This window comes from Photobacterium sp. GB-72 (assembly GCF_003026095.1).
Lineage (GTDB): Bacteria > Pseudomonadota > Gammaproteobacteria > Enterobacterales > Vibrionaceae > Photobacterium.
Map to the genome: position 1 here is coordinate 1 of NZ_PYNV01000020.1, position 12,864 is coordinate 12,864.

Annotated in this window: 13 protein-coding genes; 5 read left to right on the forward strand and 8 right to left on the reverse strand. The window is 42.4% G+C overall.

The genetic code is table 11. The features are described from left to right. Positions 1-401: 401 nt before the first annotated feature. Genes hemG through C9J40_RS18235 form a run of 3 tightly spaced genes read right to left on the reverse strand, consistent with a single transcriptional unit; the run spans position 402 to position 3,067 of the window. Complete coding sequence (gene hemG, locus C9J40_RS18225) at positions 402-938, reverse strand: menaquinone-dependent protoporphyrinogen IX dehydrogenase (protein ID WP_107247606.1); 537 nt, start codon at positions 936-938, stop codon at positions 402-404. Between the two features lie 10 nt (positions 939-948). Beyond that, positions 949-2,406: a TrkH family potassium uptake protein gene (locus C9J40_RS18230; protein ID WP_107208109.1), complete on the reverse strand. Its 1,458-nt coding sequence runs from the start codon at positions 2,404-2,406 to the stop codon at positions 949-951. A gap of 34 nt (positions 2,407-2,440) precedes the next feature. Further along, positions 2,441-3,067, reverse strand: coding sequence for a YigZ family protein (locus C9J40_RS18235; protein ID WP_107247607.1), 627 nt, complete (start codon positions 3,065-3,067; stop codon positions 2,441-2,443). 266 nt (positions 3,068-3,333) lie between these two features. Here C9J40_RS18235 and fadB point away from each other — a divergent pair, with 266 nt between their 5' ends. From fadB to C9J40_RS18250, 3 genes are all read left to right on the forward strand, one after another. After that, a complete protein-coding gene (fadB, locus tag C9J40_RS18240) occupies positions 3,334-5,502 on the forward strand; it encodes a fatty acid oxidation complex subunit alpha FadB (RefSeq protein ID WP_107247608.1) in 2,169 nt (722 codons plus the stop codon). A gap of 16 nt (positions 5,503-5,518) precedes the next feature. Next, positions 5,519-6,685 carry an acetyl-CoA C-acyltransferase FadA gene (gene fadA / locus C9J40_RS18245; protein WP_107208106.1) on the forward strand — a complete coding sequence of 389 codons (1,167 nt, stop codon included), beginning with the start codon at positions 5,519-5,521 and terminating at the stop codon, positions 6,683-6,685. Between the two features lie 243 nt (positions 6,686-6,928). After that, positions 6,929-7,909 carry an MDR family oxidoreductase gene (locus C9J40_RS18250; RefSeq protein WP_105061244.1) on the forward strand — a complete coding sequence of 327 codons (981 nt, stop codon included), beginning with the start codon at positions 6,929-6,931 and terminating at the stop codon, positions 7,907-7,909. Positions 7,910-7,967: 58 nt separating this feature from the next. On the opposite strand, the gene C9J40_RS18255 is transcribed toward C9J40_RS18250, so the two are convergent. Together C9J40_RS18255 and C9J40_RS18260 are read right to left on the reverse strand one after the other, a co-directional pair. After that, positions 7,968-8,912 carry a LysR family transcriptional regulator gene (locus C9J40_RS18255; protein WP_107208105.1) on the reverse strand — a complete coding sequence of 315 codons (945 nt, stop codon included), beginning with the start codon at positions 8,910-8,912 and terminating at the stop codon, positions 7,968-7,970. Positions 8,913-9,029: 117 nt separating this feature from the next. Next, entirely contained in the window at positions 9,030-9,209 is a 180-nt protein-coding gene (locus tag C9J40_RS18260) for a hypothetical protein (RefSeq protein ID WP_005372235.1), read from the reverse strand. 141 nt (positions 9,210-9,350) lie between these two features. On the opposite strand from C9J40_RS18260, the gene tusA reads away from it, so the two are divergent. Then, positions 9,351-9,599 (forward strand): sulfurtransferase TusA, encoded by a 249-nt coding sequence (tusA, locus tag C9J40_RS18265; protein WP_005372237.1) that lies wholly within the window; start codon positions 9,351-9,353, stop codon positions 9,597-9,599. A gap of 99 nt (positions 9,600-9,698) precedes the next feature. Here tusA and C9J40_RS18270 read toward each other — a convergent pair whose 3' ends face one another. The 3 genes from C9J40_RS18270 to C9J40_RS18280 all read right to left on the reverse strand — a co-directional run bounded on the left by C9J40_RS18270 (position 9,699) and on the right by C9J40_RS18280 (position 11,654). Beyond that, positions 9,699-9,944 carry a hypothetical protein gene (locus C9J40_RS18270; RefSeq protein WP_199188125.1) on the reverse strand — a complete coding sequence of 82 codons (246 nt, stop codon included), beginning with the start codon at positions 9,942-9,944 and terminating at the stop codon, positions 9,699-9,701. Between the two features lie 168 nt (positions 9,945-10,112). After that, a complete protein-coding gene (locus tag C9J40_RS18275) occupies positions 10,113-10,670 on the reverse strand; it encodes a TMEM165/GDT1 family protein (protein ID WP_107247610.1) in 558 nt (185 codons plus the stop codon). A gap of 294 nt (positions 10,671-10,964) precedes the next feature. Further along, a complete protein-coding gene (locus C9J40_RS18280; protein ID WP_107247611.1) occupies positions 10,965-11,654 on the reverse strand; it encodes an OmpA family lipoprotein in 690 nt (229 codons plus the stop codon). A gap of 294 nt (positions 11,655-11,948) precedes the next feature. Between C9J40_RS18280 and glyQ the strand changes: the two genes are divergently transcribed. Beyond that, entirely contained in the window at positions 11,949-12,860 is a 912-nt protein-coding gene (glyQ, locus tag C9J40_RS18285; RefSeq protein WP_005372243.1) for a glycine--tRNA ligase subunit alpha, read from the forward strand. Positions 12,861-12,864: the final 4 nt, after the last annotated feature.

Below are 12,864 nucleotides of genomic sequence, written 5' to 3' on the forward strand. Positions count from 1 at the left end.
GCTAGTTAGGATATTTGAATTGACTGTGCCAAATAACCGAAGTTATTTGTATTGGTCACTAGTATCATTGATAAATCTTTCGACTTAACTTTTCAACGAGTGCCCACACAGATTGCATGGTCAAATTATTAAAGAACAATCTTCAGCGAAACTAAAACTTTTAAACGTTTCAGGCTTTCGTTGAAGTGGATGGCCATTCTAGCGAAATAAGCTGTCGAGTCAAACACTTTTTTCAACTTATTTTATTAAATCTTTCATCCTATCGTCACTTCCCGAAATCCTTACTGGAAGCCGTTATCGCGTCGATGTGGCGGCATTATAGAGACAAAATGAGGCTTAGCAAGCAATAATTAACTTTTCTTTTAAAAAAGAGCACGTTAGTTCAAAAAGCAATCAACTTCCTATTTTTCATTCCGTTGCTGCTTAAATTGCGTAGCAAAATCGCTCACTTTATTCCAATCCGTGTATTCCACCTCTTTCGTCGTATCCGTTTCTCCACCTGTGATTTTCATAATCAACTTAATCATTGTGCGATCAAATAAGTTATAACGGGGATATCTTAGTGCGCCAGCAAAAACGCCGATTAACACAGGATGCCATGGTGACTTAATTAAGAACTTCTTAATATAAGCACTGCCCTCTGGCGTATCTTTGCCTTCTTTACGTGCAGTAAGATTCACACAGAAAAAAGCAACATTATATTGTGACAGTTCTTGTTGGTATTTATTGATAAATCGATACAGTTTCTTATTGAAGTGACCATAGCGAATAGAGGCGCCAACAAGCACACGATCATACAAATTAAAATCAACATTGGGCTCACTATGAATGTCTACATAGTCACAGTGGTACTGTTCACCTAATTGTTGCTCAATATGATTTAAGATTTTCTTAGTTTGCCCTTCACAACTCGAATGCAGCAACAATACCTTTTCCATAAGTGCTCCTTTAGTTACGCCAGAATGTCGGCGTAAATAAAACTAATAATGTAAAGACTTCTAATCGACCAAATAACATCGCAATAATTAATATCCATTTTGCGGAATCATTAACTTCACCAAAGTGGACAGCGACTTCTCCTAAACCGGGGCCTAAATTATTAAGTGTGGCTGCAACAGCTGAGAATGCAGTCAGCTCATCAAGCCCGGTCGCGATTAATGCCAACATGCAAACCACAAACACTAAGGCATAAGCCGAGAAAAAACCCCATACAGCATCAACGACTCGCTGAGGTAATGCTTTATTACCTAACTTAATCGTGTAAACCGCACGCGGGTGAACAAGACGTTTTAATTCACGTACACCTTGCAAAGAAAGTAGTAAAATTCTTATCACTTTCATACCGCCACCCGTTGAGCCTGCACATCCTCCTATAAATGAAGAGAATAAAAGCAGCACCGGTAAGAAAAGCGGCCAGTCAGAAAATCCTGTGGTCGTAAATCCTGCGGTCGTTGAGATAGATACGGTTTGAAATAACGCCTGATCAAACGCCGTAAAATAGGAATCATAAGGGCTATGTTTGAGTAATAAACCAAAGCAGATACCAAATAAAATCACCTGCGCACCGAGAAATGCGCGAAACTCAGGATCACGCCAATAGGTTCTTAAGTGCACACCACCATTACCGAAGGCAGCAAAGTGCAAAGAAAAATTACACGCTGAAATTAAAAGAAACACCACGGTGATCATATTAATCGTGGGGCTATTAAAATACCCGATACTGGCATCGTGGGTAGAAAAACCACCAATAGCGATAGTTGAGAAACTATGTGAGATAGCATCAAAAGCTGACATCCCTGCTAACCAAAATGCGAGTGCGCAAGCAATAGTTAAGGCAAGATAGATATACCACAAGGTTTTTGCTGTCTCAGCAATACGCGGCGTCATCTTACTGTCTTTTACCGGTCCCGGAATTTCTGCTCGATATAACTGCATCCCACCAATACCCAGTACGGGTAAAATGGCGACAGCAAGTACGATGATCCCCATACCACCAAACCACTGTAATAACTGGCGATAAAACAAAATCGCTTTAGGCAGATAGTCAAGGCCGACAATAACGGTCGCTCCTGTGGTTGTCAGCGCGGAAAATGATTCAAAAAAGGAGTCTGCGACTGACAAATCAGGTGTTTTAGATAATAAAAATGGGATTGCACCGGCACTACCAATAACCACCCAAAATAAGACAACAATAAGAAAACCGTCTCGAGCTTTTAGTTCATGGCGATGTTGTCGGTTTGGTAGCCACAATAAGCCACCACCTGTAATAAGAATAAAAAACGTCACGACAAACGGGAAACCCGCACCATCACGATAGATCAATGCCACCAGTGCAGGGATAAGCATGGTGACACTAAATAACGCGAGCAATAGCCCGACGATTCGAATAATTGAACGAAATTGCATGGCCTAAGCGGCTCTCACCTTAATATGGAAATGATTATGTATCTGAAGCCGAGCCTACAATGATGCGCCCGCCACTACGATTGGTTAATTTGGCACGAAACTCTTCCACTATACGATTATCTAGCTCTATCTGCATAGTGACTTGATTACCATAATCGGCATGTAACTGAGTGCCATTGTATTCACTTAATAATGCTTCAACTAAAGACACTTGATTATATTCACAACTCAAATGCAATGTTGAAGTGATCACTTTTTCTTTTGTTTCGAGTAATGTCAGGGCTTGCTGTACCCCACCACCATAAGCTTTTACTAACCCACCAGTACCTAAACGAATACCACCATAGTAACGTGTTACAACAGCGGTCATTTCACCAACACCAGAGCCTGTTAGCTGGGCCAATATCGGCTTACCAGCGGTGCCTGATGGTTCGCCATCATCACTAAACCCCCATTTCATTGAGTCACTCGGGCGACCAGCGACAAATGCCCAGCAATTATGGCGCGCATCATGGTGACGCTCTTTAATTTGCTGTACGAACAGTTTCGCAGCCTCAATATTAGGGGTATGCGCTAAATAAGTAATAAAGCGACTTTTCTTGATCTCTTCTTCAAATATCACTTCTGCAGTAGGAACAAGATAAGGTTCAGAATTCGACATTATTTACGCCTTAATGATAAAGGGGTGGCAGGATACCACATTCCTCTCTATCTCATAGTGCTGTCGTTAACACCCTGTTATTACGCCATGCGTCAACTCACACCTTGTCTTGAAGTTGAGTCATTCATCATAAATGTTAAACAAATGTTTAAATTAGTGTTTGAATTTGTTTCTTTTAGGGTTCACACTTAGTTTATACCTACAACAGGTCAAACCAGTTAAATCAAACCAAATCCAGCGTAGACTGGAACATATGGAGATAGAACATGATTTACCAAGGTGAAACCCTATCCGTTAGCTATCTGGAAGATGGTATTGCGGAGATCAACCTTAATGCTCAAGGCCCAGTGAATAAATTCAATATTTCGACACTGGAAAGCTTCAATCAAGCACTTAATGCGTTGTATCAACAACCCGATTTAAAAGGGGTAATTATTACCTCAGCAAAAGACGCCTTTATTGTCGGTGCGGATATTACTGAGTTTCTCGGACTATTTGCCAAGCCAGAACAAGAACTCTCACAATGGCTTTCTCATGCCAATGACATTTTTAATAAGCTTGAAGATCTCCCTGTACCGACGCTTTCAGCCATTAATGGTTATGCGTTAGGCGGCGGTTGTGAGTGTGTACTTGCTACAGATTTTCGTGTTGCTGATACTAAAGCGCGTATTGGTCTACCTGAAACAAAATTGGGGATCATGCCAGGCTTTGGTGGCACAGTAAGACTGCCGCGTTTAATTGGTGCTGATTCAGCAATGGAAATCATTACCGCAGGTAAAGATAAGAAAGCACAAGACGCTTTAAAGTTGGGACTGGTTGATGCTGTTGTTGAAACTGACAACTTAAAGTGCGCCGCACTGGCAATGATAAAAAGTGCGATTGAAGGAAAACTAGACTGGCAACAACGTCGAAAACAAAAACAAGCACCGCTTTCGCTTAATAAAATAGAAGCGACTATGAGCTTCTCGACAGCCAAAGGTATGGTCGCCAAAGTCGCTGGTAAACATTACCCTGCACCTATGGCTGCTGTGGCGACTATCGAACAAGCCGCACGATGCGCTCGAGATGAAGCATTAGTGATCGAAAACCAGCATTTTGTTCAATTAGCCAAAACCGATGTTGCTCAAGCATTGGTTAGCATTTTCTTAAACGACCAATATATTAAAAGCCAAGCCAAAAAAGCGTCAAAATCAGCAAAACCGACAGAGCACGCCATGGTATTAGGCGCAGGTATTATGGGGGGTGGTATCGCCTATCAATCAGCGCTAAAAGGCACGCCTGTTTTAATGAAAGATATTGCTGAAGCTTCATTGAGCTTAGGCATGAATGAAGCGGCCAAGCTGTTAAATAAACAACTTGAGCGTAAGCGTATTGATGGTTTAAAAATGGCTTCCGTTCTGTCATCCATTACTCCGAGTTTACATTACGCTGGCGCAGACAGTGTCGATATCGTAGTGGAAGCTGTCGTTGAAAATCCAAAAGTAAAAGCGGCGGTATTAGCTGATGTTGAAAACCAAGTGACCGACGACACCGTGCTTGCTTCAAATACCTCAACTATTCCAATTAACCTACTAGCCAAATCACTTAAACGCCCTGAAAATTTCTGTGGCATGCACTTTTTCAACCCCGTTCATCGCATGCCATTAGTTGAGATCATTCGCGGTGAAAAAACATCGAAAGAGACCATTGATCGCGTTGTCGCTTATGCTGCGAAAATGGGTAAATCACCAATTGTTGTTAATGACTGCCCAGGGTTCTTTGTGAACCGCGTGCTCTTCCCTTACTTTTCTGGCTTTAGCTTATTGCTTAAAGATGGGGCTGATTACATTCAAATCGATAAAGTCATGGAAAAAGAGTTTGGTTGGCCAATGGGTCCTGCTTATCTACTCGATGTTGTCGGTATTGATACGGCGCATCACGCGCAAGCGGTCATGGCAGAAGGTTTCCCTGATCGTATGGGGAAAAATGGTAAAGATGCCATTGATGTGATGTTTGAAGCACAGCGTTTCGGTCAGAAAAACGGCCATGGTTTCTTTAGCTACTCTATCGATCGTAAAGGTAAACCGAAAAAAGCCGTGTCAGATAAGACAGAAGCACTTCTCGCCCCTGTTTGCCAACCAAATACAGCGTTTACCAGCGACGCTATTATCGCTCGTATGATGATCCCTATGATTAATGAAGTGGTGCGTTGTTTAGAAGAAAACATTATCGCCACGCCAGCCGAAGCCGATATGGCGTTGGTGTACGGTTTAGGTTTCCCACCATTTAGAGGTGGTGTGTTCCGTTACCTTGATAGCTTAGGGCTTGCCAATTATGTTGCACTGGCCGATCAATATGCCGAATTAGGTGCATTGTATGAAGTACCAAAAGGACTACGAGAAAAAGCCACTAAAGGCGAAACGTACTATAACCATACCACTAACCTGAACGCTTAAGGATGAGGGCATCATTATGAATAACGTTGTAATTGTTGATTGTATCCGCACCCCGATGGGACGTTCAAAAGCTGGGGCTTATAGGAACGTTCGCGCCGAAGATCTTTCCGCTCATTTAATGAAAGGTTTGCTTGAGCGCAACCCACAACTCGATCCAAACAATATTGAAGATATTTACTGGGGCTGTGTGCAGCAAACCTTAGAGCAAGGTTTTAATGTCGCACGTAATGCCGCACTCTTAGCAGGCATTCCCCATTCTGTTGGTGCGACAACGGTTAATCGCTTATGTGGTTCATCAATGCAGGCGATACATGATGCAACCCGCGCAATCATGGTTGGTGACGCGAAAACGTGCATTATCGGTGGCGTTGAACACATGGGACATGTACCAATGAACCATGGTGTTGATTTCCACCCGGGTCTGTCAAAATCCGTTGCAAAAGCGGCAGGTATGATGGGACTAACCGCTGAAATGCTAGGTCGAATGCATGGTATCAGTCGAGAAATGCAAGATGCCTTTGCTGCACGCTCTCATCAACGAGCTTACGCAGCCACAGTTGAAGGACGTTTTAATAACGAAATACTCGCCACTGAAGGTCACGATAGCGATGGGATTTTAAAGCGCTTTGAAACCGATGAAGTTATTCGTCCTGAAACCACCGTAGAAACCTTGAGTCAGCTTCGCCCTGTTTTCGATCCCGTTAATGGTACGGTTACCGCTGGTACCTCTTCGGCCTTATCTGATGGTGCATCTGCTATGTTATTAATGGATGAGCAACATGCTCGTGATTTAGGGCTTCGTATTCGTGCGCGCGTAAAATCGATGGCCGTTGCAGGCTGCGATCCTTCGATTATGGGCTATGGCCCAGTACCTGCCACTCAAAAAGCACTCAAACGAGCGGGCTTAACCATCGATGACATCGGAATGATAGAACTCAATGAAGCCTTTGCAGCGCAATCGCTCCCTTGCGCAAAAGACTTAGGTCTACTCGATAAAATGGATGAAAAAGTCAATCTCAATGGCGGTGCGATTGCACTTGGGCATCCTCTTGGCTGTTCAGGCTCTCGTATTTCAACCACATTAATAAACTTAATGGAAAGCCATGACGTTGAGTTTGGTTTAGCGACCATGTGTATTGGTCTTGGTCAAGGTATTGCGACCATTTTTGAACGCGTAGAATAATAGACACGCTTCTGACACAAAAAGCTTACCCTCACGGTAAGCTTTTTTTATTCTCGCTATTTATTTTTTATATTAGGGATATACTCAATCAGACTATCTACCTAAAAGATAAAAGACGATTTCAACGAATATATGCTAGGTGTACATAGATACCATGATTAAGTTTCATTTTATTCATCACTAAAAGTCGATATACACTTATCTTACATTCACTGTCGAACATGAATTTACCGGAGCATTGCTATGTTTAAAGCACTCGTACTAGAACAAGAAGATAAAAAAACAATTGCAGGTATTCGTCAGCTAGAAACATCAGAGCTTCCTGAAGGTGATGTATTAATTAATGTTGATTACTCTTCACTGAATTACAAAGATGGTTTAGCGATCACCGGTAAAGGTCGCATTGTTCGTCAATTCCCAATGGTTCCAGGTGTCGATCTAACGGGTACTGTCGCTGAGTCTTCAGATAACCGTTACAAAGCTGGTGATAAAGTTGTCTTAACTGGCTGGGGTGTCGGTGAAGGTCACTGGGGTGGCATGGCAGAAAAAGCACGCCTAAAAGCAGATTGGTTAGTACCGCTACCTGAAAAATTCGATGGCAAGCAAGCCATGATGATTGGTACTGCGGGCTTAACAGCAATGCTTTGTGTACAAGCGCTTATTGATGCTGATGTAAAACCAGAAGACGGTGAAATTTTAGTTACAGGTGCAAGTGGCGGTGTTGGCTCTGTTGCTGTGACTTTACTTTCTCAACTAGGCTACAAAGTAGCGGCAGTGACAGGTCGCGCAGAAGTTAATGGCGACCTACTGAAAAAGCTTGGCGCAACAACAATTATTGAGCGTAGCGTATTTGAAGAGCCTGCTCGCCCATTAGATAAACAACTATGGGCTGGTGCTATTGATACTGTTGGTAGCAAAGTATTGGCAAAAGTATTGAGCCAAATTAACTACAATGGTGCGGTTGCTATTTGTGGTCTTGCTGGCGGCTTTGATTTACCAACAACAGTAATGCCATTTATTCTTCGTAACGTTCGCCTACAAGGTGTAGATTCTGTAATGTGTCCGTTCGAGAAACGTCAACAAGCTTGGCAACGTCTATCTGAAATTCTACCAGCAAGCTACTTTGAACAAGCTTGTCGCGAAGTAGAACTTGAAGAAGTTGCAGAATGTGCTGAAGCGATCACTAATGGTCAAATCACAGGTCGTGTCGTTATCAAGCTTTAATCGATAACCCCACACCAACTAAGAAGGTCAGTCATTGTGCTGGCCTTTTTGTTATCCGCTACTTTATTAAACCCATATCAAGGATCCGCGAATCAATCAGCCGACTACACTCTTCTTTTATAATATTACGTAGCCATATTTGCGATGCTGAATGCTCACACCGTGAATGCCAAATAAGAGAGTAATCAAACGGTTTAAACTCAAACGGCAGCGGTTTAACCACCAAGTCATAACGTTCTGCGACTAAATACGCGAGATCGGCAGGAACGGTAATAATCAGCGGCATGATCTTGAGCACCGCTAATGCGGCTTCTAAGTGGTATGCCCGTAGCACCAATTTAAGTTCAGGGTAGCCACGCAACTCATCATCAATTAATGACTTAACTCCATCACTAATCGCTATCATGGCATGAGGGTACGTCAGGTAATCATCAAACGTTAAGGGCTTATTAGCTAACGGGTGATCGGATGCTATCAAGCAAAATACACTCACTAAACCAAGTTGCTGATGACAAAGTGAATCAATATCTCCAACAGGGCGACAAATTGCCATGTCACATCCGTCACTGGTTAATTGCCCCAATAGGTGATCATGTTGCAGTGGTGCAAACTCTAATGAGATATGTGGCGCTTCTTGATAAATTCGCGGCAAAGCAAAAGGCAAAATGGTTTGCATCGCATAGTCTGTTGTCGCAATTTTGAACCGCTGATCACACTGGCTAGGTTGAAAATCATTAGGCGTTAATAAAAGACGTAACGACTCCAAAGGGTCATTTAACAGCTCATTGATCTCTAATGCTCGTTGAGTTGGAATTAGTGCCTGCCCCTGTCGGGTAAATAAGGGATCATGTAATAAATCACGTAATCGACCTAACACACGGCTCATGGCTGATTGGCTTAAATTCAAACGAACAGCTGCACGACTAACGCTTCCTTCATCCAAAAGAACTTTCAGTGCTACCAACAAATTTAAGTCACGACGATAAACTTCTTCTAGTTCCATCAGGCTCTCAGGGACTCGGAATTAATCAAATGTGACAATATTATGAGGGGATAGATAAAAAAAATCCCGCTTTAATCGCGGGAAAACCCAAGATGATGGGTGTTGGTTATGAATAAATTAGTTTTCTTCTTCCAATTCAGCATCGCTGGTCAGTTCAAACCATAATCCAAGAGCCGCTGAAAACAGGCCGCCAATAGCAAAAATGCCCATATCATTTGAACTGGTTAACATGATGGTGCAGAACGAGATAAAACACAGCACGGCATAAATTGTCAGTCTATCCATTGATGTCAGCATACTACTTCCCCCTAATCCTTCAGAAAGAAAAGTTAATAACTTGTTAATTACGTTACACAGTATATCTTGATTTGCCAAGTGTTATTGATTAATTCTTGTCCATAAGTATGATCTACCACTTACTAATTAGATGTGTATGTTATGACTGCTATTTTTGATAATCCGACCCACAGCCTAGAAGCGCAAGGACTACGCTGCCCTGAGCCTGTGATGATGGTTCGTAAAACGGTAAGGAAAATGGCCGAAGGCGAAACCCTATTGGTATTGGCTGACGATCCGTCAACGACACGCGATATTCCCAGTTTTTGCCGCTTTATGGATCACACACTGCTTGCCGCAGAAACAGAAAGCGTTCCTTATCGCTTTTTGATCCAAAAAGGCACCAACTAAGCACTGACAAAAATACCAAAATAAATAACAAAAAAGGCAGCCCTTTAAATTAGGCTGCCTTTTTAATTACTATCACATTATCTCTAACGTGAAAGAACACTACACATCATTCATTTTTTGACGTAATGCTGCTAACTCATGATGCAAATCACGTATTTCTTTTTTAAGCGGTAAGACATAACGCAATCGAACTAATGAATCTAACGCCAGATATAAGGTAACAAGCGCCCCTACTACCATAGGAAGCCACATGTCCGTTAAGACCATACCAAAGATATTCAGCACCAATGCCAAGTGAAATAACCAACATTGGCTTTTCAGCGATAGCGCGAGAAACTGAGCCATACTCCCTCCTGCAATTACAGCAAAACGAACCAATGACATAACTTCATTTACTCTAGCATGAGAGAATTAACGCTTCTTATCGTGCTATCACACTTCATCATAATGAAACAAAACACTGACTCCTGCTAGGCAATAAAGTCATGTTTCACATGAAACGATCAGTGATATCTACATACCAAACGCAGCACCTGCAGCTAAGAAAATAAAGAGCGCAGCAGTAATTTTGCGTATCAGTCCTAGCGGCATTTTTTCAGCTGATAACTTACCAATAAGAACCACGGGAACATTGGCCAACAACATTCCAATCGTCGTACCAAGCACAACCCACATTAGTGCATCATGGTATTTCGCCCCTAGCATCGTCGTAGCGATTTGGGTTTTATCACCAATTTCCGCGATAAAGAACGCAATAAAACTGGCAATGAAAGGGCCTCGATTTGATAATTTTTCTTCATCATCGAGTTTATCGGGAATTAAGATCCAGCCAGCCATTAAAATAAAACTCACCACTAACACCCACTTTAAAATATTCGGTGTTAAGTAATCAGCAATAGCGACACCAAGCCATGCAGCTAATGCATGATTAACGATAGTCGCAAGAAAAATGGCACTAATAATGGGAAAGGGTTTGCGATATCGACTGGCTAACAGTAGGGATAAAAGTTGGGTCTTATCACCAATTTCGGCTAAAGCAACAGACGTAATAGAAACAGCTAAAACACTCACAACATACTCTCTGGGGCGGGAATTATTGATACCAATAGCAAAACATACACTCCCACCCCGGTTTGTGTTGTTTGCCGTTGGTCTTGCCAAATTTATCGCGCTGGATAAATCATAATTACCACGAAGATTTTGCTTCGATTATGTTGATAATTATCTCGCAAAGTGCGAGAGGCTACTCCCCAAAGGAAAGCTAAGTGTAACAAAGAAAAGCGGGTATTTTAACCATTAATGATCATTCTATAGATACAAAAACGGTGAGCCAACGCTCACCGTTTGATCACGCTAAAGGTAAAATTAACCCAGTGGAGAAAGAATAATTTCTACACGACGGTTTTGCGCACGACCGTTCGCCGTACTATTAGAAGCGATTGGATTAGACTCACCACGCCCTTGAGATACCACACGATTAGCATTCACACCTTGACGGATTAAGTAGTTAGCAACCGCATCTGCACGAACTTGAGATAGGCGAAGATTGTATGCTTCAGCGCCTTTGCTATCAGTGAAACCTAATACATTTAACTGTGTTTTTTCGTATTCTTTAGCCACAATCGCTACGTTATGCAGAGCATTCATCGCACGATCATTTAAGTTTGCCTGATCAAAACCAAACGTAATTTCGTTTGGCATGTTAAGAATGATGTTATTACCATCACGGGTAACACTGATACCTGAAGATGCTAATTGCTGACGTAGTTTCGCTTCTTGCACATCCATGTAGTAACCAATACCGCCACCAAGTGCAGCACCAGCAGCAGCGCCAATCAGAGCACCTTTACCGCGGTCGTGCTTGCTTGAAGAAGCAACACCAATTGCAGCTCCAGCAAGTGCACCAATGATTGAGCCACCAGTGCCTTTCGCTGTTTGTGATTCACCTGTGTATGGATTTACAGTTGAACAACCAGCCATAGTTACAGAAGCCACAACAGAAAGTACTGCAGCGCGCACCCACTTTTTAGATGCCATTGCTTGAATTTGAGCCATCTTTTTTAAGTATCCGTATACTCGATCCGAAGATCGAAAAAATTGAAATTTATGCTACTAGGCCATTAAACCTAATAATACTTTTTATGTATTGTAATCAACAACGGTATATGAGGCATCAAAAGAATGTAAAAATTCCCTTAATGCAAAATAAAAAAGGAGAAAAGCTGGAAGAATTTTGGTAAATCCCCCAACAGATGTGTAAAAAACACGCACTGCCCCTACTCGCCTCAGGGTTGGCGAGGTATACTGGATTATTACTCTTTTTAATCCACTAATCTCGCGAAGCTGACAATGCAGAAATACGATATTAAAACCTTTCAGGGCATGATCCTCGCGCTGCAGGATTACTGGGGCCAACAAGGTTGTACTATTGTGCAACCCCTAGACATGGAAGTGGGCGCAGGTACTTCTCACCCAATGACATGTTTACGTGCTCTAGGTCCAGAACCAATTGCAGCAGCGTATGTACAACCATCTCGCCGACCAACTGACGGTCGTTACGGCGAAAACCCTAACCGTCTACAGCACTACTACCAGTTCCAAGTGATGCTAAAACCATCGCCAGACAACATTCAAGAACTGTACTTAGGCTCATTAGAAGTACTCGGTATCGATACTAAAGTGCACGACATCCGTTTTGTTGAAGACAACTGGGAAAACCCAACATTGGGTGCTTGGGGTCTAGGCTGGGAAGTTTGGCTAAACGGCATGGAAGTAACACAGTTTACTTACTTCCAGCAGGTTGGTGGCCTTGAGTGTAAACCTGTAACAGGTGAAATCACTTACGGTATCGAGCGTCTTGCGATGTACATTCAGAACGTTGATTCTGTTTACGACCTAGTATGGACTGATGGTCCTTTAGGCAAAGTGACGTATGGTGATATTTTCCACCAGAACGAAGTTGAGCAATCAACGTACAACTTTGAACACGCTGATGTCGACTTCCTATTCACATTCTTCGATCAATGTGAAAAAGAATCAATCAAACTACTAGAGCTAGAGCAACCACTACCGTTGCCTGCTTACGAGCGTATTCTAAAAGCCGCTCATGCATTTAACCTATTAGATGCACGTAAAGCGATCTCTGTAACTGAACGTCAACGTTATATTTTGCGTATTCGCAACGTAACTAAACAAGTTGCTGAAGCTTACTACGCATCTCGTGAAGCACTTGGCTTCCCAATGTGTAAAAAAGACAAGTAAGGGA

What these genes read in the sequence shown, in the direction of transcription:
- C9J40_RS18250 (WP_105061244.1), top strand. Translation starts at nt 6,929, where the DNA reads ATGTTTAAAGCACTCGTACTAGAACAAGAAGATAAAAAAACAATTGCA.
- C9J40_RS18270 (WP_199188125.1), bottom strand. Translation starts at nt 9,944, where the DNA reads ATGGCTCAGTTTCTCGCGCTATCGCTGAAAAGCCAATGTTGGTTATTT.
- tusA (WP_005372237.1), top strand. Translation starts at nt 9,351, where the DNA reads ATGACTGCTATTTTTGATAATCCGACCCACAGCCTAGAAGCGCAAGGA.
- C9J40_RS18235 (WP_107247607.1), bottom strand. Translation starts at nt 3,067, where the DNA reads ATGTCGAATTCTGAACCTTATCTTGTTCCTACTGCAGAAGTGATATTT.
- fadA (WP_107208106.1), top strand. Translation starts at nt 5,519, where the DNA reads ATGAATAACGTTGTAATTGTTGATTGTATCCGCACCCCGATGGGACGT.
- C9J40_RS18280 (WP_107247611.1), bottom strand. Translation starts at nt 11,654, where the DNA reads ATGGCTCAAATTCAAGCAATGGCATCTAAAAAGTGGGTGCGCGCTGCA.
- glyQ (WP_005372243.1), top strand. Translation starts at nt 11,949, where the DNA reads ATGCAGAAATACGATATTAAAACCTTTCAGGGCATGATCCTCGCGCTG.
- C9J40_RS18230 (WP_107208109.1), bottom strand. Translation starts at nt 2,406, where the DNA reads ATGCAATTTCGTTCAATTATTCGAATCGTCGGGCTATTGCTCGCGTTA.
- C9J40_RS18255 (WP_107208105.1), bottom strand. Translation starts at nt 8,912, where the DNA reads ATGGAACTAGAAGAAGTTTATCGTCGTGACTTAAATTTGTTGGTAGCA.
- fadB (WP_107247608.1), top strand. Translation starts at nt 3,334, where the DNA reads ATGATTTACCAAGGTGAAACCCTATCCGTTAGCTATCTGGAAGATGGT.
- hemG (WP_107247606.1), bottom strand. Translation starts at nt 938, where the DNA reads ATGGAAAAGGTATTGTTGCTGCATTCGAGTTGTGAAGGGCAAACTAAG.
- C9J40_RS18260 (WP_005372235.1), bottom strand. Translation starts at nt 9,209, where the DNA reads ATGCTGACATCAATGGATAGACTGACAATTTATGCCGTGCTGTGTTTT.